25 protein-coding genes and 1 pseudogene are annotated in these 25,541 nt (G+C 70.1%); 17 read left to right on the forward strand and 9 right to left on the reverse strand.

The window, feature by feature from the left end; genetic code table 11:
* Nucleotides 1-74 precede the first annotated feature (74 nt).
* Nucleotides 75-482: a DUF5313 domain-containing protein gene (locus ACFWMR_RS30315; protein WP_378380844.1), complete on the reverse strand. Its 408-nt coding sequence runs from the start codon at nucleotides 480-482 to the stop codon at nucleotides 75-77.
* Nucleotides 483-596: 114 nt separating this feature from the next.
* Between ACFWMR_RS30315 and ACFWMR_RS30320 the strand changes: the two genes are divergently transcribed.
* Together ACFWMR_RS30320 and ACFWMR_RS30325 are read left to right on the forward strand one after the other, a co-directional pair.
* The gene (locus ACFWMR_RS30320) at nucleotides 597-1,040 is read left to right on the forward strand and encodes a MarR family winged helix-turn-helix transcriptional regulator (RefSeq protein WP_378380864.1); all 444 of its coding nucleotides are present in this window, start codon (nucleotides 597-599) and stop codon (nucleotides 1,038-1,040) included.
* A gap of 100 nt (nucleotides 1,041-1,140) precedes the next feature.
* The gene (locus ACFWMR_RS30325) at nucleotides 1,141-1,572 is read left to right on the forward strand and encodes a DUF6292 family protein (protein ID WP_378380845.1); all 432 of its coding nucleotides are present in this window, start codon (nucleotides 1,141-1,143) and stop codon (nucleotides 1,570-1,572) included.
* Between the two features lie 3 nt (nucleotides 1,573-1,575).
* Here ACFWMR_RS30325 and ACFWMR_RS30330 read toward each other — a convergent pair whose 3' ends face one another.
* Nucleotides 1,576-2,322 carry a thioesterase II family protein gene (locus ACFWMR_RS30330; protein ID WP_378380846.1) on the reverse strand — a complete coding sequence of 249 codons (747 nt, stop codon included), beginning with the start codon at nucleotides 2,320-2,322 and terminating at the stop codon, nucleotides 1,576-1,578.
* Between the two features lie 159 nt (nucleotides 2,323-2,481).
* On the opposite strand from ACFWMR_RS30330, the gene ACFWMR_RS30335 reads away from it, so the two are divergent.
* On the forward strand, nucleotides 2,482-3,372 hold the full coding sequence (locus ACFWMR_RS30335) for a TIGR03854 family LLM class F420-dependent oxidoreductase (protein WP_378380847.1): 891 nt from the start codon (nucleotides 2,482-2,484) through the stop codon (nucleotides 3,370-3,372).
* Here ACFWMR_RS30335 and ACFWMR_RS30340 read toward each other — a convergent pair.
* Nucleotides 3,369-4,889 carry an MDR family MFS transporter gene (locus ACFWMR_RS30340; protein ID WP_378380848.1) on the reverse strand — a complete coding sequence of 507 codons (1,521 nt, stop codon included), beginning with the start codon at nucleotides 4,887-4,889 and terminating at the stop codon, nucleotides 3,369-3,371. The genes ACFWMR_RS30335 and ACFWMR_RS30340 overlap by 4 nt on opposite strands.
* Before the next feature lie 111 nt (nucleotides 4,890-5,000).
* Here ACFWMR_RS30340 and ACFWMR_RS30345 point away from each other — a divergent pair, with 111 nt between their 5' ends.
* The 3 genes from ACFWMR_RS30345 to ligD are packed head-to-tail and all read left to right on the forward strand — an operon-like array spanning nucleotide 5,001 to nucleotide 8,269.
* Nucleotides 5,001-6,152: a DUF1015 family protein gene (locus ACFWMR_RS30345; protein ID WP_378380849.1), complete on the forward strand. Its 1,152-nt coding sequence runs from the start codon at nucleotides 5,001-5,003 to the stop codon at nucleotides 6,150-6,152.
* 39 nt (nucleotides 6,153-6,191) lie between these two features.
* Complete coding sequence (locus ACFWMR_RS30350) at nucleotides 6,192-7,271, forward strand: ATP-dependent DNA ligase (RefSeq protein ID WP_378380851.1); 1,080 nt, start codon at nucleotides 6,192-6,194, stop codon at nucleotides 7,269-7,271.
* Entirely contained in the window at nucleotides 7,268-8,269 is a 1,002-nt protein-coding gene (gene ligD / locus ACFWMR_RS30355; RefSeq protein WP_378277301.1) for a non-homologous end-joining DNA ligase, read from the forward strand. Before ACFWMR_RS30350 ends, ligD begins: the two co-directional genes overlap by 4 nt.
* Before the next feature lie 90 nt (nucleotides 8,270-8,359).
* Here the strand turns inward: ligD and ACFWMR_RS30360 are convergent, their stop codons facing one another.
* Nucleotides 8,360-8,626, reverse strand: coding sequence for a hypothetical protein (locus ACFWMR_RS30360; RefSeq protein WP_378380852.1), 267 nt, complete (start codon nucleotides 8,624-8,626; stop codon nucleotides 8,360-8,362).
* 116 nt (nucleotides 8,627-8,742) lie between these two features.
* A complete protein-coding gene (locus ACFWMR_RS30365; RefSeq protein WP_378380853.1) occupies nucleotides 8,743-9,759 on the reverse strand; it encodes a CobW family GTP-binding protein in 1,017 nt (338 codons plus the stop codon).
* Between the two features lie 375 nt (nucleotides 9,760-10,134).
* Here ACFWMR_RS30365 and ACFWMR_RS30370 point away from each other — a divergent pair, with 375 nt between their 5' ends.
* The 4 genes from ACFWMR_RS30370 (at nucleotide 10,135) to ACFWMR_RS30385 (ending at nucleotide 12,715) form a co-directional block, all read left to right on the forward strand.
* Nucleotides 10,135-11,343 carry a nitric oxide synthase oxygenase gene (locus ACFWMR_RS30370; RefSeq protein ID WP_378380854.1) on the forward strand — a complete coding sequence of 403 codons (1,209 nt, stop codon included), beginning with the start codon at nucleotides 10,135-10,137 and terminating at the stop codon, nucleotides 11,341-11,343.
* 88 nt (nucleotides 11,344-11,431) lie between these two features.
* Nucleotides 11,432-11,938: a flavodoxin domain-containing protein gene (locus ACFWMR_RS30375; RefSeq protein WP_378380855.1), complete on the forward strand. Its 507-nt coding sequence runs from the start codon at nucleotides 11,432-11,434 to the stop codon at nucleotides 11,936-11,938.
* A gap of 39 nt (nucleotides 11,939-11,977) precedes the next feature.
* Nucleotides 11,978-12,247, forward strand: coding sequence for a DUF1905 domain-containing protein (locus tag ACFWMR_RS30380; RefSeq protein ID WP_378277299.1), 270 nt, complete (start codon nucleotides 11,978-11,980; stop codon nucleotides 12,245-12,247).
* The gene (locus ACFWMR_RS30385) at nucleotides 12,248-12,715 is read left to right on the forward strand and encodes a hypothetical protein (protein WP_378277298.1); all 468 of its coding nucleotides are present in this window, start codon (nucleotides 12,248-12,250) and stop codon (nucleotides 12,713-12,715) included. It begins immediately after the preceding gene.
* Nucleotides 12,716-12,819: 104 nt separating this feature from the next.
* Here ACFWMR_RS30385 and ACFWMR_RS30390 read toward each other — a convergent pair whose 3' ends face one another.
* Nucleotides 12,820-14,340 carry a sialidase family protein gene (locus tag ACFWMR_RS30390; RefSeq protein ID WP_378380856.1) on the reverse strand — a complete coding sequence of 507 codons (1,521 nt, stop codon included), beginning with the start codon at nucleotides 14,338-14,340 and terminating at the stop codon, nucleotides 12,820-12,822.
* Between the two features lie 188 nt (nucleotides 14,341-14,528).
* Here ACFWMR_RS30390 and ACFWMR_RS30395 point away from each other — a divergent pair, with 188 nt between their 5' ends.
* The gene (locus ACFWMR_RS30395) at nucleotides 14,529-15,146 is read left to right on the forward strand and encodes a hypothetical protein (protein ID WP_378380857.1); all 618 of its coding nucleotides are present in this window, start codon (nucleotides 14,529-14,531) and stop codon (nucleotides 15,144-15,146) included.
* Between the two features lie 12 nt (nucleotides 15,147-15,158).
* Nucleotides 15,159-15,719, forward strand: a complete 561-nt coding sequence (locus ACFWMR_RS30400) for a hypothetical protein (protein ID WP_378380858.1) — start codon at nucleotides 15,159-15,161, stop codon at nucleotides 15,717-15,719.
* Here ACFWMR_RS30400 and ACFWMR_RS30405 read toward each other — a convergent pair.
* Complete coding sequence (locus tag ACFWMR_RS30405; RefSeq protein WP_093931892.1) at nucleotides 15,691-16,389, reverse strand: Crp/Fnr family transcriptional regulator; 699 nt, start codon at nucleotides 16,387-16,389, stop codon at nucleotides 15,691-15,693. The genes ACFWMR_RS30400 and ACFWMR_RS30405 overlap by 29 nt on opposite strands.
* A gap of 50 nt (nucleotides 16,390-16,439) precedes the next feature.
* On the reverse strand, nucleotides 16,440-17,864 hold the full coding sequence (locus ACFWMR_RS30410; RefSeq protein WP_093931893.1) for an aminotransferase-like domain-containing protein: 1,425 nt from the start codon (nucleotides 17,862-17,864) through the stop codon (nucleotides 16,440-16,442).
* Between ACFWMR_RS30410 and ACFWMR_RS30415 the strand changes: the two genes are divergently transcribed.
* On the forward strand, nucleotides 17,863-18,759 hold the full coding sequence (locus tag ACFWMR_RS30415; protein WP_093931894.1) for a DMT family transporter: 897 nt from the start codon (nucleotides 17,863-17,865) through the stop codon (nucleotides 18,757-18,759). The two genes, ACFWMR_RS30410 and ACFWMR_RS30415, sit on opposite strands and share 2 nt — an antisense overlap.
* Nucleotides 18,760-18,815: 56 nt before the next feature.
* Nucleotides 18,816-19,991, forward strand: coding sequence for an MFS transporter (locus ACFWMR_RS30420; RefSeq protein ID WP_378380859.1), 1,176 nt, complete (start codon nucleotides 18,816-18,818; stop codon nucleotides 19,989-19,991).
* On the opposite strand, the gene ACFWMR_RS30425 is transcribed toward ACFWMR_RS30420, so the two are convergent.
* Nucleotides 19,969-20,958 (reverse strand): YeiH family protein, encoded by a 990-nt coding sequence (locus tag ACFWMR_RS30425; RefSeq protein WP_093931896.1) that lies wholly within the window; start codon nucleotides 20,956-20,958, stop codon nucleotides 19,969-19,971. The two genes, ACFWMR_RS30420 and ACFWMR_RS30425, sit on opposite strands and share 23 nt — an antisense overlap.
* Nucleotides 20,959-21,029: 71 nt before the next feature.
* Here ACFWMR_RS30425 and ACFWMR_RS30430 point away from each other — a divergent pair, with 71 nt between their 5' ends.
* The 3 genes and pseudogenes from ACFWMR_RS30430 to ACFWMR_RS30440 form a co-directional block, all read left to right on the forward strand.
* Nucleotides 21,030-21,935 (forward strand): LysR family transcriptional regulator, encoded by a 906-nt coding sequence (locus ACFWMR_RS30430; protein ID WP_093931897.1) that lies wholly within the window; start codon nucleotides 21,030-21,032, stop codon nucleotides 21,933-21,935.
* 372 nt (nucleotides 21,936-22,307) lie between these two features.
* Entirely contained in the window at nucleotides 22,308-22,451 is a 144-nt protein-coding gene (locus ACFWMR_RS30435; protein ID WP_378274503.1) for a hypothetical protein, read from the forward strand.
* A gap of 3 nt (nucleotides 22,452-22,454) precedes the next feature.
* Nucleotides 22,455-25,391 (forward strand): annotated as a pseudogene (locus tag ACFWMR_RS30440) (beta-ketoacyl synthase N-terminal-like domain-containing protein); the annotation flags it as partial.
* Nucleotides 25,392-25,541 lie beyond the last annotated feature (150 nt).

The following is a 25,541-nucleotide window of genomic DNA, read 5'->3' on the forward strand; positions in this document are numbered from 1 at the left end:
TTCGCAACCTTCAACGTTGCGAACGTGGCTTTCGCAACGCCCTCGCCACGCGGCAGCACCCCAGTGTGGGCGACTCAGCCTGCCTGGTCGCGGTACCGCGCGAGATACCGCTCGGTCACCTCGGCCTCCGCGACAGCGATGGCCTCGGCACGCGTCCGGCGGCCGATCCCCGGCGGGAAGCCGTTCTTGGCGAGCCGGTGTTCGATGCTCTCCTCCATGTAGGCCATCGAGTAGAAGTACGCCACGAGCGCGGCCATCAGCACGATCGCCAGCCGCAGGGGGAGCGGGCCGGGCAGGAGCAGCCACACCGCGCAGAGCGGGGCGATCATCACCGTGCTGCGGGCGACGTGCCGCCAGCGCCAGCTTCCGGTGGTCGCGTCGTGGAGGATCCAGTCGTGGTAGCGCTCGGGCAGCCTGCCGCCGAGTGAGTACCACAGCCAGCGGAACACGTCCGGACGCTTGCGGGGCAGGGGCGGGGGCATCGGGCGACTCCTTCCTTCGATGTCCGTCACAGTACACTAATGATTAGCACGCTAATCTTTAGTGTCGCGCAGGACACGGCTAGGATTCGCGGCATGAACTCGGAAGGGCCGGAGATGAAGTCGATCGATCTGGGCGAGGATCCGCTCGCGCTGGAGCGTCAGGTGTGTTTCGCGCTGTCGGTCGCTTCGCGCAGCGTCATCGCCATCTACCGCCCGTTGCTGGAGCCCCACGGGCTCACCCATCCGCAGTACCTGGTCATGCTGGCGTTGTGGGAGCGGGGACCGCAGGCGGTGAAGGACCTCAGCACCGCTCTGCGCGCCGAACCCGCGACGCTGTCACCGCTGCTCAAGCGACTGGAGACGATCGGATACGTCACGCGCAGGCGCAGCGCCGAGGACGAGCGGCTGCTGACAATCGAGCTGACGGAATCCGGTCGCGCGCTGCGCGCGGAGGCGGAAAAGATCCCGTACCGCGTCGTCGAGAAGCTCGGCATGGAGGTCTCCGAGCTGGAAGCGCTGCACAAAGCGCTGACGCGGGTCATCGAAGCCACGGCTTGAGCGAACCGAAACCGGGGTGTGACGAAATGAGGGTGTGAAGCCGTGTCGGGGTGGGTAATTCCCGTCACGCCAACTCAAAATGACAGGAAGCTGAGGGACCGTGACCACCTCGACCCCCGCCCCCACGGAAGCCGGTCTGGATCTCATGACCAGGCTGAACGCCTATCTGGAGGACGTGGCAGCGGCACTGGGGATACGGATGGATTCGTGCACGGCGGACCTCACCGGCCCGGTCACCGCCCGGATGAGGCTGAACTGGCGCCTTCCCGGTTTCCCCGAACGCGACGTCGACCTGATGTGGCACGAAGAGCACGGCTGGTCCGCCGCCGTCGCGACGCACTCGGACGACGACCACCATGTCGTCGTCGCCTACCTCGGCGGCCGGACGGTGGCGTCGCAGCCGAGGCTGGTGGCCCGGTTCGCCGAGACCCTGCGAACCGGTGACCACCAGGACTGCTGGCCCGGTGCGCCCACGTTGCGCACCGCCGGCGGACTGACCGCGCTCGCCAAGGAACTTTCCGCCTGGGCCTGACGCTCAGGGGCTGACGGTCAGCGTGCCGAGGATGCGCGCGGCGACGGCGTCCAGGTTGGCGTCGACGAAGAAGTGCCCGCCCTGGAACACGTCCATCTCGAAGGTGCCGGTGGTGTGCTCGCGCCAGTTTTCGGCGTCCGGCAGCTCCAGGACGGGGTCCGAGTCCCCGGCGAGTGCCACGATCGGGCAGGTCACGTCGGGGCCGGGCCGGTAGCGATAGGTCTCGACGGCCTTGTAGTCGCCGCGCAGCGCGGGCAACGCGAGCGCGCGGATGTCCGGGTCGTCGAAGATCGACGCGTCCGTGCCGCCGAGCCTGCTGACTTCGGCGAGGAAGGTGTCGTCGTCGGCGAGGTGGTGCGATCGCTCCTTGAAGATGTCCGGGCCGCGGCGGGCCGAAACGAACAACGCCGCCGGAACGAGTCCGCGCGCTTCCAGCCGCCGGGCGATCTCGAACGCGACGATGGCGCCCATGCTGTGGCCGAAGAGGGCGAACGGCTTCGGGATCGCGGCGACGACGTCCACCAGCCGCTCGGCGAGGACGTGCAGATCGTCGATGACCGGCTCGTCCATGCGATCCTGCCGTCCCGGGTACTGGGCGGTGTGCACCTCGACGGTGGGCGAGAGAGCCGCCGAAAGCGACCGGTACGCGCTCGCCGAGCCACCGGCGTGCGGGAAGGCGATGAGCCGCGTCTCGGCCGCCGGCGCCGGATGGAAGCACCGTGTCCAACCGCGAAGAGCCTGCCCTGCCATGGAAAAGTCCCCCAATCCGTGCGGGAACGGCCCGCACGACACTCGAATGTACGGGGAATTCGAGGGAAGAGTCCATGGGTGTGCGGGGTTGTTCACGCCAGGGTCCGGTGTGAACACTGGACTCCGGCCCGGATCCGGGCCTGGCGGAAGGGAGCGAGTGTGGCGGAGGACCTGAAGATCAGGGTCGGCGCGGGGCTGGGGACCGGGACGGCGCCCGAGGAGTTCGGCGCCGCCGTCGACCTGTTGGAGCGGGCGGGAGTCGATTCGCTCTGGCTGCCCGAGGCGGTGTACTCGCCCAGGATCGACCCGGTCGTCGGGCTGACGCACGCCCTCGCCCGCACCTCGAAACTGAAGGTCGGCACCGGCGTGATGGTGCTGCCCGGCCGCGACCCGGTGCTCGTCGCCAAACAACTCGCCTCACTCGCCGCTCTCGCGCCGAAAAGGGTCCTCCCGGTCTTCGGCCTGAAGCCCGCCCGCGACGCGGAACTACCGCTCTTCCCAGTACCGCAAGGCCGTCGTGCCGCGGTGTTCGACGAGTCGTTGCTCCTGATCAAGGCGTTGCTGGAACAGGAAGAGGTGACCTTCGAGGGCGAGTTCTTCCGCGTCGAGGGCGTGGGTCTGGGCATGCGCCCGGTGAAACGGCTCGACCTCTGGCTCGGCGGGAAGGCACCCGGCGCGCTGCGGCGGGTCGGCAGGCTCGCGGACGGCTGGCTGGCAAGTTTCCTCACGCCGGAGGAAGCCCGGGCCGGGCGCGAGGCGATCCAGAAGGCCGCCGCCGAGGCGGATCGGGAGGTCGAGGCCGACCATTTCGGGATCAGTCTCATCGTGGCCGAGGACGGGATCCCGGACGCGCTCGCGGCTTCGGTCGCGGCCCGGTCCGACGCGGATCCGTCCCGGCTGATCGCGGGCAGCTGGCGTGCCGCCCGCGATCTGGTCGCCGAGTACATCGACGCCGGGCTGAGCAAGTTCGTGCTGTACCCGGCCGGGCCGGAGCCGATCGAGCGGTTCGTCGAGAACTTCGCCGAGCACGCGATCCCGCTGCAAACCTAGTCGAACTTCAGCTCTTCGGTCCGCCGCGGCATCAGCAGCAGCGCGCCGACGCTGAGCACCGCGACCACCAGCATCGCCAGGAAGACGTGGTGCGTGGCGCCCGCGAGGGCGTCGCGCACGAACGTCGTCGTCGGGGTGTCCGGGCCGTCGCCGCCCAGGACGACGCTGGTCGCGTCGACACCGGTCGGCAGGCCGGAGACCCCGGCGGGCGGGTTGGCGAAGCGGCCCGCCAGGGTGGCGTTCGCGATCGCGCCGAACATCGCCACGCCGACCGCGCTGCCCAGCGACCGGCTGAACATGTTGGTCGCGGTGACGACGCCGCGGCGTTCCCAGCCGATGGTGGACTGCACGGCGATCAGCGTCGGGCTCGACGTCAGGCCCAGCCCCAGCCCCAGGACGAACGCCGCCGAGGCGGCCAGCCAGATCGACGACCCCGCCGACAGGAACACGGTCAGCCCCGCGCCCGCGATGACGGCCCCGCTGCCGATCAGCGCGGTGTCCCGGAACCCGATCCGCATGTAGATCCGGCCCGCCAGCGACGCCGAGATCGGCCAGCCGACGGTCAGCGCGGCCAGTGCGAATCCGGCGACGAGCGCGCCGGTGCCGAGTACGCCCTGGGAGAATGTCGGCAGGTACGAGGTGAGCCCCATCAGCAGCATGCCGACGACGACGGCGACCAGGTTCCCGCCGATCAGCGTCCGTTTGGTGAAGATCCACAGCGGCAGCACGGGTTCTTCGGCCTTGCGCTCCACGAACACGAACGCCGTCAGCAGGAGAACCGCGCCGGCGAAGATCGCCAGGCTCGGCACGGACGCCCAGCCCCAGGCGACCCCGCCCTCCAGCAGGCCGAGGATCAGCAGTGAGCAGCCGAGGGTGAGCAGGGTGGCGCCGAGGTAGTCGATGCGGTGCGAGCGGCGTTCGACGCGTTCGCGGAAGTTCCGGAACAGCATCCACGCCGCCAGCGCGCCGAGCGGCAGGTTGATGAAGAAGATCCAGCGCCAGTCGAGGTACTCGGCGAACACGCCGCCCAGCGTCGGCCCGACCACCGACGAGATGGCCCACACGCTGGCGAGATAGCCCTGCACCCTGGCGCGTTCCTCGACGGTGTACATGTCGCCGACCATGGTCAGCGCGATCGGCTGGATGGCGCCCGCGCCGATGCCCTGCACCGCGCGGGCGGCGATCAGCACCGGCATGCTCCAGGCCGCGCCGCACAGCACCGAGCCCAGCAGGAACGCCGCGATCCCGAAGAACATCACCGGCCGCCTGCCGAGCACGTCGGCGAACTTGCCGTAGAGGGGGACGGTGACCGCCTGGGTCAGCAGGTAGATCGAGAACAGCCACGGGAACTGCGAGAACCCGCCGAGATCGGCGACCACCGAGGGCACCGCCGTCGCGATGATGGTCGAGTCGAGGGCGATCAGGCCGGAACACAGCATCACGGCGATCAGGACGGGGCCGCGTTCGGAACGGAAACCGACCCCTTCCTTCGCGGCGACCGGGGCCGGGGTGGTCATCTGAGGGGCTCTCCTCGGGCTCATGAAGGGCGTCAACTACTTCGCATGGGTAAGCATTCCATGGAGACACCCGGTCATGGGACCGATTTTTTCCGTGAGGTATCCCGCAAAATGGATCGGATGAGCACCTGGATCCGCCCGATCGACCGTGGCTGGGTTGTCCGCGACACCGTCCCGGGGCCCGACGTCGACGAGTTCGCCGACCCGGACCGGGTCGCCGCCGCGCTCGCCGAGGCGCGCGGAGACAGCCTGCTGGCGGTCCAGCATCCGGCCAGGACCCCGGCCGCGCTGGCGGGCGGTCTCTCGATCGAGGAGGCGTTGCCGCAGGCCAGAGCGACTTTCGAGCGGATCCGGGAACAGCACTATCGCCCGGTGTCCGCCGTCGTCGCGCCGTATCGCATCGACGGGCCGGACGGCGTCGCGCTGGGCGTGCTGTGCCTCGTCGACCCGGCGGCGGTCCGGGACGACGGCGTGACCCGGGTCCGGCACACCGAGGACGTCTATCCGGACGTCGTCGCGGACCGGGCCGCGATGCTCGCCGGGCTCGGCGTCGCCACGAGCGCCGCCATGCTGGTCCCGGCGACGGGCGGCCGGGAGCTGACCGCGCAGATCGAACTGATCTGCCGGGGACAGGTGCCCACCTTGTCCACAGTGGACGGCGCAGGCCGCAAGCACGAGCTGTGGCTCGCCGGCCCCGGCGAAGGCCAGGACGAACTGCTGGCGACCCTCGACGGACTGGATCTCCTGGTCGCGGACGGCAACCACCGGGTCGCGGCCGCCGCCGCGTCGGGGCGGGGCGCGTTGCTGGCGCTGGTCACCGGCGGGCCTGGGCTGCGGATCGGGCCCATCCACCGGGTGCTCACCGGCACCGGTCTCGACGCGGCGACGCTGATCCGGCGATGGACGGAGGCGGGGTTCGACGTCCACGCGGGCCCACCGGAGCCGCCCGTCGAACCGGGAGAGGTCACCGTGCTGGCGGGGGCGTCGGCGTACCGGGTCGTGCTCGGCAAGGCGGGCGGCGATCACGCCGTGGTCGAGCAGGGACTGCTCCGCGAGGCGCTCGGCGTCGACCCGGAAGGTCCGGGGGTGCGGCCCTTGCTTCCGGGGGCCCCGGTGCCCGAGGACGCCGAGGCGGTGTTGTTGCTGGCCCCGGTCCCGTACGCGGAGGTGCTCGCCGTGCACGCGGCCGGTGCGCGGATGCCGAGGAAGGCCACGTACTTCACGCCGAAACCGCGTAGCGGGCTCCTGCTGGCGGAGCTTTGACGTCGCGCTTTTGTCGGTGGTCCGGCTTAGGATCACCTCGTGGAACTGCCCGTGATGCCACCCGTGAAGCCGATGCTGGCCAAGGCCGTGCACGAACTGCCGCGCACGCCCGGGCTGCTGTACGAGCCGAAGTGGGACGGCTTCCGCTGCGTGGTCTTCCGCGACGGTGACGAGGTCGTGCTGGGCTCGCGTAACGACAGGCCCTTGACGAGGTACTTCCCCGAACTGGTCGAGCTGCTCAAGGAGGCGCTGCCCGAGCGGTGCGTCATCGACGGCGAGATCGTGCTGGTCACCGAGGGCGGGCTCGACTTCGAGGCGCTCCAGTTGCGCCTGCACCCGGCGGCGTCCCGGGTGAACAAGCTGGCCGCCGAGACGCCGGCCAGTTTCGTGGTGTTCGACCTGCTGGCCCTGGACGACCGGGACCTGACGGAGGAACCGTTCGCGGAGCGGCGGAAGCTGCTCGAAAGCGTCGTCGACACGAAGTTCGCCCGCGTTCACCTCACGCCACTGTCGGAGGATCCCGACGTCGCCCAGGACTGGTTCACCCGGTTCGAGGGCGCGGGCTTCGACGGCGTGATGGCGAAGCCCGCCGACGCGCCGTACGAGCAGGACAAGCGGGTGATGTGGAAGGTCAAGCACCAGCGGACAGCGGACTGCGTCGTCGCCGGGTTCCGGTGGCACAAGGACGGCGTCGGCGTCGGGTCGCTGCTGCTCGGCCTCCACAACGACGAAGGCGTCCTGCAGCACGTCGGCGTGGCCAGCAGCTTCACCGCCGCGAGGCGCCGTGAGCTAGTGGACGAGCTCGCGCCGCTGCGCGAGAACGCGCTGGAGAACCACCCCTGGCGCGAGTGGGCCGAGGCCCACGAGGAGGCGGGCGGCCGCATGCCGGGCGCGGGCAGCCGGTGGGCGCCGGGGAAGGATTTGAGCTGGGAGCCGGTCCGGATCGAATGGGTCGCCGAGGTCCGCTACGAGCACGTCGAGGGCACGCGGTTCCGCCACGGCGGCAGACTGGTGCGCTTCCGTCCCGACCGCGAGCCGGCCTCGTGCACGTACGCGCAGCTCGAAGAGGTCCCGCCCGCCGAGCTGGCCACCTTGTTCACCGAGCTGGGGGAAACATGAAGTCGGAACCGGTGACGCTGGACCTCGACGGCGTCGAGTTCACGGTGTCCAATCCGGGCAAGGTCTACTTCCCGGAGAACGGCGAGACCAAGCTGGACCTGGTCGAGTACTACCGCGCGGTTTCCAAGCCGCTGCTGGCGCAACTCGGCGGCAGGCCCCTGTTGCTGGAACGCTATCCCGACGGCGCGGGCGGGAAGTCGTGGTTCCAGAAGCGGGTCCCGAAGAACGCGCCCGGCTGGCTGACCACGACGGTGGTGTCCACCCCGAACGGCACCACTTCGGACGCGCTCGTGGCGAAGGACCTCGCGCACGTCATCTGGGCGGTGAACCAGGGCTGTCTCGGTTTCCACGTCTGGCCGAACCGCGCCGACACGCCGGACGTCAGCGACCAGCTGCGCGTCGACCTCGACCCGTCGCCGGGCATCGGGTTCCCCGAACTGCGGCGCGGTGCCGTGCTGACGAAGGCGCTGCTGGACGAACTGGGCATCACCGCGCAGATCAAGACTTCGGGCTCACGAGGCTTGCATCTTTACGTGCCGCTGGAACCGAAATGGGACGCCTACGAGGTCCGCGCGGCCGCCGTCGCGCTCGCCCGCGAGCTCGAGCGCCGTCATCCGGAGGAGATGACGGCGCAGTGGTGGAAGGAAGAGCGCGGCTCCCGCGTGTTCGTCGACTTCAATCAGAACGCGCCGCACAAGACGGTGTTCGGCGCCTGGTGCGTGCGGCCGCGGGTCGGCGGTCAGGTGTCGACGCCGATCGGCTGGGACGAACTGGAGACCGTCGAGCCGGACAAGCTGACACTGTCCACTGTGCCCGCTCGGTTCGCCGAACGCGGAGACCCTTGGGAGGGAACGAAACCGCAGTCGATCGAGCCGCTGCTGGAAATGTCCCGGAAGGACATGGAGAACGGGCTCATGGACGCGCCTTGGCCGCCCGTCTACCCGAAGATGCCGAATGAGCCGCCCCGGGTGGCGCCGAGCCGCGCCAAGAAAGAGTAAGGGCGCGGGCCCGCCGCAAGGACCGCATTTAGTCCTCTGGATGCGGTCCTTGCGCGCGCAACTACCGCATTCAGAGGACTAAATGCGGGGTCAGAGCGGCAGGTCGAAGGCGAGTTGCGTGTTCACGGCGGGTTCGGCCTTGCGCGTGGACCGGTGGCTTGGCAGGGTCGCGGCGCAGCGCGGGCACGGGGCGACGTCGCCGGTGGTGAGATCGACCGGCGTCCACATCCGGGATTCCTTGTCCCCGCAGGCAGAACGCCGGTAGCGGAGGTCTTCGGAGCGGGTCATCAGATGCGCGGCGGGGGAGTCCTCCGGCAGCGCGCCGACCAGGTACCAGCGTCCGGCGGTGTTCGTCATGGAACTGTCCTCCCGATACAGGTGGTCCAGCTCGAGATTCCTTCCGCGGAACAGTGTCAAGGAGACGCGCGAGGATACCCGGTATTTCGAGGCCTTTCGGCGTGTCAGTGCCGAACTCAGTCCTGAATGAACCGCAGGACGCGCAGCATTCCCCGCTCGTCGACGACCTCGGGATCGTCCGCGACGCATTCTTCGAGTCGCGCGGTGACGGCCTCGGTGTCGATTCCCGAACCGATCAGCACCAGTTCGCTCCGGCGCGCCTGCCCGGACGGCCACGCCGAGCGCTCCACCTGGATGAACGAGCCCACCGTGTGCAGGCCGAACCGGGGCCGGGGGCCGTTCGGGCCGAAATCGAGGAAACCCTTGATCCGGTAGAGCCCGCCGGGGCGCTGTTCGAGGAAGTCCATCAGCCGTCGCGGGTCCAGCGGCCGCTCGGTGGTGAAGGCGACGCTGTCGTACGCGGTGTGGAAGTGGTGTTCGTGATCGTGCTCCTCCTCGCGGAGGTCGTCGAACGACATCTGCCCGGCCCGTTCGCGCGGCCGGGCGTCGAAGAACAGGGTGGGGTCGATCCGGCCGTGAGAGGTCGCGATCACCGGGGTGCCCGGCGCGATCTCGTCGATCGTGCCGCGCAGCTTGGCCAGGGACTCCTCGTCGGCCCTGTCGGTCTTGTTGAGCACGACCAGGTCGGCGAACCCGAGATGCTCGTCCAGTTCCGGATGCCGCTTCCTGGTCGCCTCGAACTCGGCCGCGTCGACGAGTTCGACGAGGCCTCCGTAGGCGATGGCGGGGTTCTCGCTGGCGATCATCAGGCGGATGAGGTCACGCGGTTCGGCGAGCCCGCTGGCTTCGATCACGATGACGTCGATGCCGGCCTCGGCCTCGGAAAGCTTGGCGAGCATGGCGTCCAGGCCGCTCGCGTCGACGGCGCAGCACAGGCAGCCGTTGCCGAACGACATCATGGTGTCGACCTGGCCGGAGACGGCCATCGCGTCGACCGCGATGCTCCCGAAGTCGTTGACCACGACCCCGATCCGCGCGCCCTGGCGGTTGGCCAGCAGGTGGTTGAGCAGCGTGGTCTTGCCGGATCCGAGGAAGCCCGCTACCAGGATGACCGGAATCCGCCTGTCGACCACGATTTTCCTTTCCGCCGGGATGCCCGCACTCTAGCGATGGCGGACGCGGGCCAATACACCGGCATGGGGAAAGAACAGAAGAGCGGGCGGATGAATACGCTCGAAAGAGTGATGAATAACGATCACTTAATTGATCTTGGGTGAGCGTGATCATTTTACCGAGTGCAATTCCGTTAATATCCCGCGAAGTGGTAATCGATTCCAAATATTGTCGTCTACAAGCTTTCTGCCTGCGAAAATGTCATCTCGGCGGCGGCTTCTGCCGTTTGGTGGATCGTGCTCTTCTTTCTGTGGGGTATCCTCTTTCGTCTGGTCCGGACCCGGCCGTCTCGCCGATCAGGCATGATCCTCCGGGCATTCCCGAGTGCAGGAGGAATGGTGATCGTTCCCGCCGCCGGTGCCGGCGTCGAATTCGGAGAGTGGGAGGCAGAGGTATCGACAGCCTCCATGCGGGTGACGGATATCCCTCGCTTGCCTCCGGAGGTGAGGCCGCGGGGACGGAACGTGGACGTGGCCGAGGCGGAGGAGTTCCTCCGGCTCTTCCACGCCGAGTCGGACGGCGGGACCGAGCGACTGCGCGAGCGGCTCGACCGGGTTCGCGCGGAGATCGACGAGACCGGCACCTACCGGCACACCACCGCCGAGGTCGAGTTCGGCGCCCGGGTGGCCTGGCGGAATTCCGCGCGGTGCATCGGCAGGCTGTACTGGCAGGGGTTGAAGGTGCGAGATCGCCGTGACGTCGAAGGCGCGGACGCCATCGCCGACGAGTGCGTCGCCCACCTGCGCGAGGCGACCCGGGACGGCCGGATCCGCTCGATGATCACCGTGTTCGCGCCGGACGGCCCGGCGGGACCGGGACCGAAGATCCACAACGACCAGCTCATCCGCTACGCGGGCTATCGGCTCAGCGACGGCTCGGTACTGGGCGATCCGCGCCACGCCGACTTCACCGAGACCGTCCAGGAGCACGGCTGGCGCCCGCCCGAACGCAAAGGCTCCTTCGATGTCCTGCCGCTGCTCATCGAAGCCGAACAGGGGGACCGGCAGCTGTTCGGGCTGCCCTCGGACGCCGTGCTGGAGGTCCCGCTGTCGCATCCCGACCACCGGTGGTTCGCCGGGCTCGGGCTGCGCTGGCACGCGGTGCCGGCGATCAGCAACATGCGGCTGGTGATCGGCGGGATCACCTATCCCGCGGCGCCGTTCAACGGCTGGTACCTCGCCACCGAGGTCGGCGCGCGCAACCTGGCCGACACCGACCGCTACGACCTGCTGCCGGTGATCGCGGACCTGATGGGGCTGTCGACGAAATCGGAACGCACCCTGTGGCGCGACCGCTCACTGGTCGAGCTGACCCTCGCCGTCCAGCACTCCTTCGACGCGGCGGGCGTGACCGTCGCCGATCACCACACCGAATCGCGGCGGTTCCTCACGCACATCGCCAAGGAAGAACGCGCGGGCCGTCGTTGCCGGGCCGAGTGGAGCTGGATCGTCCCGCCGTTGTCCGGCGGGCAGACCGCGGTGTTCCACCGCTACTACGACGAACCCGATCCGGCCGCGAGACCGGCGTTCCTGCCTCCTGGGTAGGGCACTGACGGGTGAAGAGGTGAGCCGAATGCGGCGTGTCGATAAGCCGGACGGTGGCATGGGTTGCGGCCGCGCGGACAATGGAGGCATGACCGCAGTGCTCGTCGCCCACGCCGGCCGGTCCGGTGGGACAAGGGAGATCGCCGAGGTGATCGTCGCCGAACTGAGGGAAGGCGGGCTCACGGCCGATCTGCTGGACGCCGCCGAGGTCGAGGACGTCGAACCCTACGGCGCGGTGATCGTCGGGAGCGCGTTGCACCACCGGCGATGGCGTCCGGAGGCGGTGCGCCTGCTCACCGAGCACGAGGAGGCGCTCCGGAACCGTCCGGTCTGGCTGTTCCACAGCGGGCCCTGCGGGCCGTTCGCCGCGGGCAAACACGTCAGCCTGCCCGCGGGGGTCGCCTTGCTCGCCGCGCGGATCGACGCCGAACGCACGGCCACCTTCGGCGGCAGGCTCACGCCGGCCACCGCGCACGGTCCGCTCTGGAAGATCATGGCCATGGGCCCGTGGGCGGGGGACTTCCGCGACTGGCCGTCGATCCGGGCCTGGGCGCGCGACGTCGGCCGCCGCGTCCGCATCCGCGTCGCACTTTGAAGTACGGGTTTCGTCGGTGCCCTGTCGTAGGGTGCGATGATGGACAAGAAGTTCACCGCGACGCTGCTCAAGAGCCCTGAGAAGGGCGGCTGGACGTACGTGGTCATGCCCGGCTCCGCCGAGTTCTTCGGCACCAAGGGACTGGTGAAGGTGCGCGGGACCATCGACGGGCATCCGTTCCGGAGTTCGTTCATGGCGCTGGGCGACGGCACCCACAAGCTCCCCGTGAAGGCCGACGTGCGCAAGGCGATCGGCAAGGAAGAGGGCGACACCGTGGACGTCGTCCTGCTCGAAAGGCTGGAGGGCTAGTTGGCCGCGGATTGGAAGCCGTCGCCGGTCATCAAGATCTACGAGGCGCTCGGCGCGGTGGCCGACGGGCGGGTCGAGATCGACGGTGACACGGCGCGTGTCGCGTCGTCGGACAAGGCCAAGACCTACGACGTCCGCCACGATCCGGCCGCGGGCTCGATCACGGCCAACGACAACGGGTCCTACTGGCAGGGATACCTCGGCTACCCGGGCATCGCGTACCTGATGGAGCGCGGCGTGATCGCTTACGACGGCGGCCTCGCCGAGGAACTGGCGGGCGTGCCGTGGAAGGAACTCGCGACCCGGTACCGCAACGACTGGGCGAAGGTCGAGAAGCACGTCCGCGACGACCTGTCCGGCCGGGGCGTGGACCTGGACCGGTTCGACGCCGGGCTCGCGGAGATCGCGGGGCAGTTGGAGAAGCTGGCGCTGACGAAGCTTTCACCGCGGCTGCGGCCACCGAAGTGACCTATCGCGAGTGACGACGGTTCAAGTACATGAAGGCCCCCTTCCTTACGTTAGGCGCAAGGAAGGGGGCCTTCATGTACTTGAACGAGGGAAGGGCAGACAGGTCAGCCGCAGTGCTCGGACGGGCTGTCGTACTTGACCCCGCCCGCGGAACCGCCCCACTTCACGCATTTGTCCGCCGCGGCCGCCTTCACCGGTCCGGCGAACCACGAGAACGACCCGGAGTCGGTGTTCCGGGACGACCCCGCGACCTCGAGGTAGGCCGAGGTCGCGGTCGCGGTGCCCGCCGACGCGCTCTTCATCGTGCTGACACAGTTCTGCCCGTTGGAAGCGTTGTAGGACAGGTAGACCGTGCCCGCCGTGCCGAGCGGAGCCGAGTCGATGACGCCGTACCCGCCGCCGCACACCGGGGCGCCGAGCGTCGTCTCGGTGACGGTCGAGAAGCGGATGGTCTCGTTGGCGTTCCCCGCCGGGCCCGCTTCGTACAGCACGCCGACCGAGCCCGAGGACAGCTGGACCATGTCGGAGTACGCGGCGTCACCGCTCCACACCAGTGTTCCGGCGGAGTTGCCCTGCCAGTTCGCGCCCTCGTCGAACGACGACCGCACGACGAGTTCCTTGCGACGGTCGCAGACCGACGGCGCGGCGAACAGGATCCGGTTGTACTTGCCCGCCTTGTCGGTCGCGGTCATCCGCGCGGTCGAGCCCTGCACGACCGGGGTGATCAGGTCCTCCTCGAAGGTGAACTTGGTGGAGAAGCTGGCTCCGCCGTCGGAACTGATGGCGTAGGCGCGGTTCTTCGCGCCACCGCTGAGGCATTTGTCGCCGTTGTTGGCCTGGTTGCGCGCCGCCGCGTAGACCCGGCCGTCGAGCAGTTCGGTGACGCTGATCTCCTGCGGGTTCAGCGGGGCCGACTTCGCCAGGGTTTCGGTGGCGCCGCGCTTCCAGGTGACACCCTGGTCATCGCTGTAGATGAGCGCGCCGCTGTTCTTGTCGTCGTCGGTGTAGCTCATGCCGGCGACGATGCGGCCGGCGTGCGCGCCGCGCGTCAGCACGATGCCGTGCGAGGGGCCGGTCGCGAGCCAGCCCGGTGCGGCGTCGAATCCGAGTTGTGTGGTGAGCACCTTCGGCGCGGTCCAGGTCTTGCCGTGGTCGTCGCTGATCGAGACGCGCGGAATCCGGTTGCAGTCGGGGTTCTTGACGCATTCCATCACCGAGAGCAGCACGATCCGCCCGGTGGACGGGATCACGATCGGTGTCGGATTTCCTTTGGTGTCACCGAAACCCTCGATGACGATCTTCGGGGCGCTCCAGGTCTTGCCGTTGTCCGCGGAGCGTTTCACGACCAGATCGATGTCGCCGCGGTCGTTGCAGAAGCTGGCGCCGCCTCGGCGGCCTTCGGCGAACGCGAGCAGTTCGCCGTTGTTCGCCTTGACGATCGCGGGGATCCTGAAGCAGTCGTAACCTTCTGTTTTCTGTTTGTACACCAACGTGTTCCCGACGGCGGCCGCCGAGATCCGGTCGCCGGTGGCCGGGGTGGCGAGTGAGGTGGCCGGGGATGCGCCGACCGCCGCGGTGGCGACGAGGGCCGCGAAAAGGCCCTGTGCGACGCGGGAGATCTTCACGGGAATGCTCCGTCCTGGATTGGGTTCCGGGTGACGGGGCATCAGAGTCCTTCCGGCTCGTACAGCCGTCGTACAAGGCGCGTACAACCCGGTTTCGCGTTCTGTGTCAGGTGACGCAGAACGAGGGCGCTTCCGCTGCCAAGCTCGATCTCGCCGGCCACGGCGCGAGATCGGAAGGGGGAGGGCCGATGAAGGTGTTCGATCCGGAGGGGCGTGAATGGACGATCGATCGCCGGTTCGCGCCGTGGCGTCGGTGGGTGCAGCCGTTCGCTCTGTTCAAGGGCGGTTACCGGCGCTACCGGCTCGCGCCCGACTGGTGGCTCGACTTCGACGACGCGTCCGAGGTCCGTGCCGTCGAAGCCGAGCGCCGCGATGACGGCGCCCTCGCCAAGGTGGCGACGGGCCTGTTCGGGCTGCTGGTCGTGGCGGAAGCGCTCGTGCAGCTCCCGGTGTACGTGCTGCTGGGGCTTCTCCTGCTGCCGTTCCTGCTGCTGGAACTGCTGGGCCAAGGCATCGCGGGATCCGTCGCCATGGCCGTCCGGCGGTTCCGGCGGGCACCGGGGAGGGTCGACGTCGCCGGTTGGCACAGGAAACAGAACGGCCTGGCCTCGCTGACGATCCTCAAGGTCCACGACGACCTTGCGGTGCCCTTGGTGACCGAGCTGCGCGGCCTGCTCCGTGAACGCGTCATGTTCGATCCCGGCGACCCGGACGTGCGCGAGGTCCTCACCCGGTTCGGCGTGCGCGTGGAACGGCACCGGACCCTGCTTCGTCGGAGATCTGTGTCAAGATCCGCGCACCGATGAAGGGGGAACGCGATGCGGGTGACCGATCCCGGCGGCGGCGAGTGGCTGGTCGTGCGCCGGTTCGCGCCGTGGCTGCGCCGGATCCGCCCGATCGCCATCGTCACCGAAAGCGAGCGCTACCGGGAAGTGTCGTTCACCCGGCACCGCGGCCGGTCGGCCGAGAGGGAACGCCTGGGCTTCGAAGACGTGCTGATGCTGGTGTTCGCCGTCACGCAGACGGCCGGGCTCGCGCTGATCCTGTCGCCGTTCCTCCTGGTGGAAATCCTGGCCTGGACGCTCACCGGGGCCGTCCTCTGGCTGGTGAGACTGACCGGCCTCGTTCGCGCCCGGATCGACCTGATCGCGCCGCCGCCCGCCGTGCGCAGCCTCGCGCCGGTGCGGGTCCTGCTGGTGCCCGGGAAGGCCGCGGCCAGGCTCACCCGCGAACTCGCGACGCTGATCGAGACCACGCCGGACTTCGACCCGGAGAACGAGCCGCGCGTGCGGAAACTGTTCTCCGCCACCGGAGCGCGCGTGGAACGGCACTTCGGCCTGCCGTGGCGGCTCAGTGCTCGTCGGGTGCGAGCTGTTTGAGGTCGCGCAGGCTCCGGACGACCAGCCGCTGGCGCCCGGTGCTGAGCAGCCCGTCGGCGCGCAGCGTCCGCAGGGTCCTCGCGACGGCTTCCCGTGACGCGGACGCGAGTCCCGCCAGATCGCGCTGGCTGATCCGCAGGGCGATCAGGGTGCCGTCGGGTACGGGTACGCCGTACCGCTCGGCGAGGTCGACCAGGATCGCGGCGATGCGTTCCGCGGCCGTGCTGTCCCCGAATTCGGTGCGGCGCGAGTTGGCGTAGCGCAGCCGCGAGGTGATGATCCGGAGCAGGACCACGGAGATGCCGGGCTGTTCGCGGAGCACGGCACTGAACGCGCGCGCGGACAGCCACAGCCCGGTGACCGGTTCGACGGCGATCGCCGTGGCCGAGCGCAGGCTGCCGTCCATCGACGCCATCTCGCCGATGATGTCGCCCGGATCGCGGACGGCCAGCACGGCGTCGTAGCCGCCGGTGGACACCGACGTGATCTTGACCCGCCCGGTCATCAGGATCAGCACCCAGTCCGACCGGTCACCCTCGCGGATGATCACCGTCCCGGCCGGGTACCGGCGCAGCTCGGCCTCGGCGCGCAGCGCCTTGCGCTGACCGTCGTCGAGCAGCTCCCAGAGCCTGCCGGGTGAATCTTGCGGCTCCGCCGCGGGCTGTGTCATTCCTTTTCGTCGCCTCCGTGCGCGATGGTACGAGCAAACCGCGCCGGGGGTTAACCGGGGATCTCTTGGTATGCCTGGGAAAGGCGCCGGATGCCGTCCCGCAGCTGGGTGCCCGTCGCGGCGCTGACGTAGCTCAGGCGCAGATAGGGCCCCGGCGCCTCGGCCGCGAAGTAGAGCCTGCCGGGGGTGACCGCTACTCCGGCTCGGAAAGCAGCGCTGGTCAGCGCCGTTTCGTCGGCGAAACCGGGGAGCGGCTGCCAAAGGTGATACCCGCCGGTCGGGACCGGGACGGTGGCCCACGAGGGCAGGAACTCCCGCAGTGCGGAGACGGCTACGTCGCGGCGCTCCCGCAACGAGGCGGCGAGAGTTCGCAGGTGACGCGTCCAGGCGGGGGAGCTCACCAGCTCGAGCGCGGTTTCCTGCAACGGCCGCGGGACGAAGAAGCTCTCGACGGCGTGGAGGCCGCGCAGCCGTTCCAGCGCCGGGCCGCGGGCGGCCAGCGCGCTGATCCGCAGGCTCGGCGACGCCGGTTTGGTGAGCGACCGGATGTGCACCACGACGCCGTCGGGGTCGTCGGCCACGAGCGGCGGTGGGGGAGCGGGGCTGCCGGGATGCGCCATCAGCCGCGCGAAATCGTCCTCGATGACGAAAGCGCCCGCGTCCCGCGCGATCCGCAGGACCTCGGCCCGGCGTTCGGCGCACAGCACCGCGCCGGTCGGATTCTGGAACGCGGGCTGGCAGACGAACAGGCGGGCGCCGGTGTCGCGGAAGGCGTCCGCGAGCAGTTCGGGCCGGACGCCGTCACGGTCCATCGGCACCGGGACCGGGCGCAGCCCCGAGGCCCGCGCGATGGCCAGCATGCCCGGGTACGTCGGGGATTCCACCAGCACGGGCGCGCCGGGGGCGCCGAGCGCGCGCAACGCCGTGGTCAGCGCGCTCTGCCCACCCGAGGTGACCAGCACGTTCTCGACGTTCACCGGGCTGCCGATGTCGCGGGCGAACCAGGCCCGCAGTTCGGGCAGACCGCAGATCGGCGGCCGTGTCCACGCGCCGGGACGGCGCCCGGCGCGGGCCGACGCCGCCGCGAGCTCGCGTTCCGGCTGGAGGCTCGGATGCGTGTAGCCGCCGTTCAGGTCGATGACGCCCGACGGCGGGTCGCTCAGCGCGGTGAGCACGCCGCTCGCGTCGATCGCGCGGGTGCCGGACTGCGAGCTCAGCGCCACCTCCTGCCACGACACGTCGCCGGTCACCACCACCTCGCGGGGCGGCGGGGCGCGGAAGACACCGGCGCCGGGACGGGTGATCACCAGGCCTTCGGCGGCCAGCGCGGAGATCGCGCGCGAGACCGTCACCGGGCTCACCTTCAGCTGCCGGACCAGTTCCCGGCTGGACGGGAGCTTTCCTTCGATCGGATAGCGCTCAAGCTCGGACCTCAGCTGTGTGACCAGGCTGGCGACGCTGCTACCATCGGACATGAGACTGGATGATAGCGCTATCGCGGACCGGGCAGTAGCGGTCCGCTCCGGGACCTTGCTGGCGGCGCTGGGTGTCCTCGCCTTCTCGTTCACGTTCCCCGCCACCGTGTGGGCGCTCAAGGGCTTCGAGCCCTGGACGGCCACCGGTCTGCGAAGCGTCCTCGCCGCGCTGGTCGCCGGCACCTGTCTTCGCGTCTTCCGTGTCCCGTTGCCGAGGCGGGACCAGTGGCGCGGTCTGGCCGTCGTCGCGCTCGGCTGTGTCCTGGCGTTCCCGATCCTGACCACCCTCGCGTTGCAGACGTCGTCGACGGCGCATTCCGCGGTGGTGATCGGGCTGCTGCCGATGGCCACCGCCGTCATCTCGTCGAGGCTGACCGGGCACCGGCCGTCCCGCCGGTTCTGGCTCGCCGCCGCGGTCGGCGCGAGCGCGGTGGTCGTGTTCACCGTGGGCCAGAGCGGCGGTGGACTGTCCACGGCGGACCTGTTCCTGTTCGGCGCGCTCGTGCTGTGCGCCTTCGGGTACGCCGAGGGCGGCAGGCTGGCCAGGGAGATGGCCGGCTGGCACGTCATCGCGTGGGCGCTGGTCCTCGCGCTGCCGTTCACCGCCGGGTTCGCCGTCTTCGGGCTGGCGACCGAGCCGCTGCACGTCACCGGCGAGGGGATCGTCGGCCTGCTCTACGTCGCGCTCATCTCGCAGTTCGGCGGCTTCTTCGCCTGGTACCGGGGAATGGCCGAGATCGGCGTCGCGCGGGCGAGCCAGCTGCAGCTCGCCCAGCCGCTGCTGACCCTGGTCTGGGCGGTCCTGCTGCTCGGTGAGCACCTCCCGGCGGCGGCGCCCGTGACGGCGCTGATCGTCGTCGCCTGCATCGTCGTGACCCAGCGTTCGCGGAGCTAGATCAACGTCGCGAATCCGCCAGACCGCGGTGTCCGCGTGGTGATGGGCTGGAGCACATGACCGCTTCGACCCTCGACACCTCCGCCCGGACCCCGCTGAAGGGATGGCTCGCCGTCCTCGCGGTGACGCTGGGGATCTTCTCCCTCGTCACCACGGAGATCCTGCCGATCGGCCTCCTGACCCCGATCGGCGAGGACTTCCGGATCACGCCGGGGACGGCGGGCCTGACCATGACCCTGCCCGGTTTCCTCGCCGCGCTCGCCGCCCCGGCCGTCACCGTCGCCGCCGGACGGCTCGACCGCCGGATCCTGCTCTGCGCGCTGATGGTGGTGCTCGCGCTGGCCGACGTCCTCGCGGCGACCGCGCAGGCCTACTGGGTGGTGCTGGTCTCGCGAGTCTTGGTCGGACTGGTGATCGGCGCATTCTGGGCGATCGGCTCCGGGCTCGCCGCGCGGCTCGTCGGACCCGGGCACGCGAGCCGCGCGACCGCGGTGATCTTCTCCGCGGTGCCGCTCGGTTCCGTGCTGGGCGTGCCCGCCGGGACTTTCGTCGGCGAGCTGTTCGGTTGGCGGGCGGCCTTCGCCGCGCTGGCGATCTTCACGATCGGCGTCCTCGTCGCGCTGGCGTGGGCGCTGCCTCCACTGCCATCCGAAGGCGCGACCAGGCTCGGTGTCCTGCGCGAGTTGACCCGGGAGCGGGCGACGCGGCTCGGCCTGCTCGTCACGGTGCTGGTCGTCCTCGCCCACTTCGGGACCTACACCTACGTCACGCCGCTCCTGCGGCAGGTGACGCAGGTGAGCCCGGAGCTGATCACCGTCTTCCTGCTGGTCTACGGCACCGCCGGGATCGCCGGCAACTTCGTCGCCGGCGCGGCGATCGCCCGCGACCTCCGGCTGACCTTCCTCACCGCCGCTGGGTTGATCGGGGTCGCGACGTGCGCGTTGCCGTTCGTCGGCGACTCGAAGGCGGGTGCGCTCGTGCTGCTGGTGGTCTGGGGTTTCGCCTACGGAGCCGTCCCGGTCTGTTCGGGGACGTGGTTCGCGCGGGCGGCGCCGCGGGCGCCGGAAGCGGCGTCGGTGCTGTTCACCTCGTCGTTCCAGGCGACCCTCTCGGCGGGCGCGCTGCTCGGCGGGTTCGTCGTCGACTGGGTCTCGATCCCCACCGTGATGGTCGTGGGCGGGGTGCTCGCGTCGCTCGCGGTCGGCGTGCTCAGCCGAGCGCGGTCAGCGTGACCAGCGCGGTGGTCCCGACCAGCAGGGTGGAGAGCAGGCCGAGCAGCAGGGCACGGCCCCCGGTGCGGACGAGGTTCCCGATCCGGACCGCGCAGCCCAGCCCGAACAGGGCGCCGGCCAGCAGGAGCGTGCAGGCGACCTTGGCGATGTCGAGTGCGAACCCCGGCACGATCCCGGTGCTGCGCAGGGCGGCCATCGCCAGGAAACCGAGGACGAACAGCGGGACCAGCGGCGGCCGCTTCCCGTCGGCGGGACGGTGGCGTTCGGCCACGCCGACCGCGGCGACCATCGGGGCCAGCAGGACCACCCGGCTGAGCTTGATCACGATCGCGACCGCGATGGCGGCGCTCCCGGCCGGGGTCGCCGCGGCGACGACCTGCGCGACTTCGTGCACGGAGAGCCCGGCCCATTCGCCGATTCGGGCCGCGTCCAGGTGCAGCCAGCCGCCGATCAGCGGGACGGCCGCGATGGCGAGCCCGCCGTAGAAGGTGACCAGGGCGACCGCGGTCGCGACGTCGGAATCTTCGCGTTTGACCACGCCTTCCATGGCGGCGATGGCGGACGCGCCGCAGATCGAGAACCCGGTCGCGACCAGCATCGCCAGGCCACGCGGCACGCCGAGGAGCCTGCCGAGGCCGATCGTGCCGAGGAAGGTGACGCCGACCGTGAGGACGACGGCGAGCAGCGTTCCGGGCCCCAGCGCCAGGACCGACGGGAGCGAGAGCTGCAAGCCCAGCAGCACCACACCGGCGCGAAGCAGCTTCTTGGTGACCCCGGAGATCGCCTTCCGGGTCTCGTCCGACCACGACGGCAGCGAGCCGGTGAGGATGCCGAGCACGACGGCGATGGTGAGCGCGCTGACGACCGGGAACGCCGTACCGACCAGGTACGCGGCGGCCACCCCGGCACCGGTGACGGCCAAGGCGGTCAGATAGGGCTTCGTCGGTCTCGCGTGCGTGGTGCTCATGGTCCGAGCCTCGCCCGGACGGGGTGGCCTCGGTAGCCGGGAATGCGAGGGGTAGGTCATACACTCGGGCTATGACCGCACCCGACCTGGACTCTCTCCGCCTGCTGGTACTCGTGGACGAGCTCGGCAGCATCGGGCAGGCGGCGGCCAGTCTCGGGATCGCTCAGCCGTCGGCGAGCAAACGACTGTCCACAGTCGAGCGACGGCTCGGGCTGGTCCTGGTCGACCGCACGCGGCGAGGGTCCGCGCTCACTCCCGACGGACGGGTCATCGCGGGCTGGGCGCAGCGCGTGCTGTCCGAACTCGACGGTCTGCTCGACGGTGCCGAAGCGCTGCGCACCCAGCACGAGGCGCAGCTGCGGGTCGCCGCGAGCATGACACTGGCCGAATATCTGGTGCCGGGCTGGATCGGCGAGCTCAAGCGCGGCGACCCCGGGCTCTACCTCGGACTGGAGGTCACCAACTCCGATCAGGCCGCGGAACTGGCGAGGGAGGGCAAGGTCGACCTCGGATTCGTCGAGTCGCCCGGTTCCTTGCCCGGACTTTCGTCGAGGCGGGTGGCCACCGATCACCTGGTCCTCGTCGTGCCCGGAAGTCATCCGTGGGCGCGCAAGCGCCGTCCCGTGACCGCGGCCGAACTGGCGATCACACCACTCGTGGTCCGCGAACCTGGTTCCGGGACAAGGGAGACCGTGGACGCCGCGCTGCGCAAGGCCGGGGTCGGACCGGCGAAACCGTTGCTGGAACTGGGTTCCGCCTCCGCGGTCGGCAACGCGGTGATCGCGGGTGCCGGTCCGGCGGTGATCAGTGAACTCGCCATCGTCCGGGATGTCGCCGAAGGGAGGCTCGTCCCGGTCGCCGTCGAGGGTGTCGACTTCGGCCGGGAACTGCGCGCGGTGTGGCCCGCCGGGCGGCGACTCGCCGGACCGGCCGCGGCGTTGCTGGCGATCGCGGTCCGGAATGCGAAATCCCGATGAGTCCATTCATGTCCTTCTGTGAACGGCTCGTCATTCGCGCGTGATACCGAAAGTCCCGTCCGCGTGGATACCGACGATAGGGCGAATCGGTCTCAATTTCCCGGAATGGGCGAGTGTCGCCATTTACGGTGGTACTGGGGAATAGGGAACCGTGAACTCCGGGTAACAGACCGGATGGCGTATCGGCTGTTGGGGCACCTGGTCGTTGACGACATTTCCCTGGTACTGCGGGAAAACTCGGCGATCTTCGCGTTTCGCAGGCCGGCGTACGGCCATCCGGTTCCTGTGACCGGAAATCCTACTGCCGAGTATTGACGTGAAGCCGCACCTGCGTTTAAGTCGCTTCGTGGCTCCGACACTTCTCCTGCCTCATTGTCGACCGGTACGGCGGATCTGCTCATCGCGGCGCATCCCTTCGGCGCCGGCCTGATGCGGGACTACGCCCGGCGCGGGATCGAACCGATCGATCCCGGAGAAGGCCTCACCGCCGTCACCTACACCGCCTCGGGGTGGTGACCGGTGGCCGAAACACCCCCGATCGCGATCGTCGGGATGTCGGTGCTGTTCCGCGGCGCCCCCGATCTCGAGACCTACTGGCGCAACATCGTCGACGGGGTCGACGCGATCACCGAGATACCGGCGGGCCGCTGGGACCCGGGCACCGAACCCGATCAGCTGCTCGCGCTGCGGGTGGCCGCGCAGGCCATCGCCAACGCCGGCGGCGGGCACCGGCTGCCCGCCGACCGGCAGCGGACCGGCGTCATCCTCGGCCGCGGCGTGATGCCCGAAGCCCCCGAAGCCGCGATCGGGCTAGTGCCCGACCTGGCCGCCTCCCGGCTGGCGAACCGGCTCGACCTGCGCGGCCCCGCCTACACGGTGGACGCCGCCTGCGCGTCGTCGCTCGTCGCCGTCGACCACGCCGTGCGCGAACTGGCGACCGGGCGCTGCGACGTGGTGCTGACCGGTGACGCGCACCATTGCCACGACGTCACCGGCGTCGTCGTGCTGAAGCGGTTCGAAGACGCCGAACGCGACGGCGACCGGGTCTACGCCGTCGTCACCGGCACCGGCGTGACCGGCGATGGCCGGACCACCGCGGAGGTCTTCGGGCAGCCCGCGGCGGGCGTCGCCGGACTGGTCAAGGCCGCTTTGGCCGTGTACCACGGGATTCTCCCACCGACCTCGCACTGCGAGGAGCCGCCCGCCGGTGCGAAGGTGTGGGAGACCGACGACCGGCGGCCCGTGCGCCGGGCCGGGATCAGCGCCTTCGGATTCGGCGGGATCAACGCCCACGTCGTCCTGGAACAGGCCGCGGCGCGGGCGGCCGTCACGGTCTCCGAACCCGAACGTGTGCTGCGGTTGTCCGCGCCGACCGTCGCCGAGATGGGCTGCCTGCTCGACCGGGACGACCTCCTGAGCACCGGCGAAAGCGGACGCGGCCGGGTCCGGCTCGGCCTCGTGGATCCGACGCCCAAGCGGCTCAACCTGGCCAGGAAAGTGGTCGCGAAGGGCAGGTCCTGGCGCGGTCGCAACGATCTCTGGTTCGTCCCGGAACCGCTGCTCGGCGCGGCAGGCGGCAAGCTCGCTTTCGTCTTCCCCGGCCTGGAGAACGACTTCGAGGCCCATGCCGACGACGTCGCCCGGCACTTCGGCCTTCGCTGGGATTCACCGGACGTCACCGTCGGCGGGCACGGCAAGGGTGTGTTCCGGCTGGGCAGGCTGCTCGACACGGTGTTGCGCGGGCTTCGCGTGACGCCGGACGCGGTCGCCGGGCACAGCCTGGGGGAGTGGACCGCCATGGCCGCCGCCGGGATCCACGCCGACGCGGACGTCGACGCGCTCTTGGCGGGCTTCGATCCAGACGAGTTCAAGGTGCCGGGACTGGCATTCGCGGTGATCGGCGCGGACGCCTGCGTCGTCACGAAAGTCCTCGAAGGACAGTCCGAAGTGGTCCTCTCGCACGACAACGCGCCCAACCAGTCGACGATCTGCGGCCCCTCGGACGCCGTCGACGACTTCGTGCTCGCCTTCCGCGCCGACGGCGTGATCTCCCAGGCGCTGCCGTTCCGGTCCGGGTTCCACACGCCGGTGCTCGCGCCGTACCTCGGCCCGATCCGCGAGGCCGCCGAGCGCTGCACCCTGCGTCCGGCGAACCTCCCGGTCTGGTCCGCCACGACGGGGGAGCACTATCCGCCGTCGGCCAGGGAGATCCGCGCGCTGTTCGTCCGGCACCTGCTGGAACCGGTGCGGTTCCGCGGTCTCGTCGAGAACATGTACGCGGCCGGGTTCCGCGCCTTCGTGCAGGCGGGTGCCGGTCAGCTCGGGTCGCTGATCGGGAACACGCTGCACGACCGCGAGCACCTGGTCGCCGCCGCGCATTCCGCGCACCGGCAGGGGCTTCCGCAGCTGCTGCGGGTCGCCACCGCCTTGTGGGCCGACGGCGGCGATCCGGCGTTCGAGCTCCTGCCGGGCCGCGACGGCGGGAAGCGCGGCCGGACGATCCGCCTCGACCTCGGCGGACCGCCGGTGTCGCTGGACGAGAGCGTCTGGCGCGCCTTCCGCCCTCGCGCGGCCCGGGCGTCCACTTTGGACCGGATCGGGGAGCGCGACCCGCTGGCGGCCGAGCTGTCCGCCGCCAGGCAGGCGCCCCGCCTCCAGCCGCTGCGCACCGAACTGAGGGTCTCCGTCGAGACGATGCCGTATCTGCTCGACTATTGCTTCTTCGAACAGCCCTCCGACGCGTGGCCGGTCGTACCCGCCACGACGGTGATCGGGCACCTGATGGATTTCGCCGAACAGGCGGCGCCGGGCAGCCGCGCGGTCGAACTGGAGGACGTCCGGCTGGACCAGTGGATCGCCGCGACCCCGGCGCTGGACGTGCCGGTGAAGGTAATGCCGCAGGGCACTTCCCGGGCCGGTGTGTCGCTCGGCGAGTACTCCCGGGCCGTCGTCGGCCTGGCCGCCGGGTTCCCCGCCGATCGGCCTCGGCCCTGGACGTTCCCGGCCGGGAGCGAGCAGAAGCCGGACCTGCTCGCCGAGCAGCTCTACACCGAGCGCTGGATGTTCCACGGGCCGAAGTACCAGGGCGTCGAGGACCTGGTCGCGGTGGGTGAGCGGCACGTGCGCGGAGTACTGCGGACCCCCGAGGCGCCGGGGGCGCTGCTGGACAACGCCGGCCAGCTGCTCGGGTACTGGATCATGTCCCGGCTGAGCGATCGCACCACGGTGTTCCCGGTGGGGATGCGGCGGATCCGGTTCTACGGCGAGCATCCCTTGCCGGGGGAGCGGCTCGACTGTGTCGTCCGCGTCGTCTCGGTCACCGGCTCGGAACTCGAAGCCGACGTCCAGCTGATCCACCGCGGCCGGGTGTGGGCGCAGATCGAGGGCTGGCGTGATCGCCGGTTCGACAGCGACCCGGTGGTCCGCGTTCGGCCGCGCGAAACCCGACCGGATCGCGGCCGCGGTGACCAAGGTGCTGGACGATCCGGCGTATCGCTCGGCCGCCGCAAAGGTGGGTGACTCGTTCCGGGAGGCGGGCGGGGCCTCGACGGCGGCCGACCACCTGGAGGCCCTACTCGGCTAGCCCTTGAAAAGCTCGCGTGTAGG

Source organism: Amycolatopsis thailandensis, from assembly GCF_042723255.1.
GTDB lineage: Bacteria > Actinomycetota > Actinomycetes > Mycobacteriales > Pseudonocardiaceae > Amycolatopsis > Amycolatopsis thailandensis.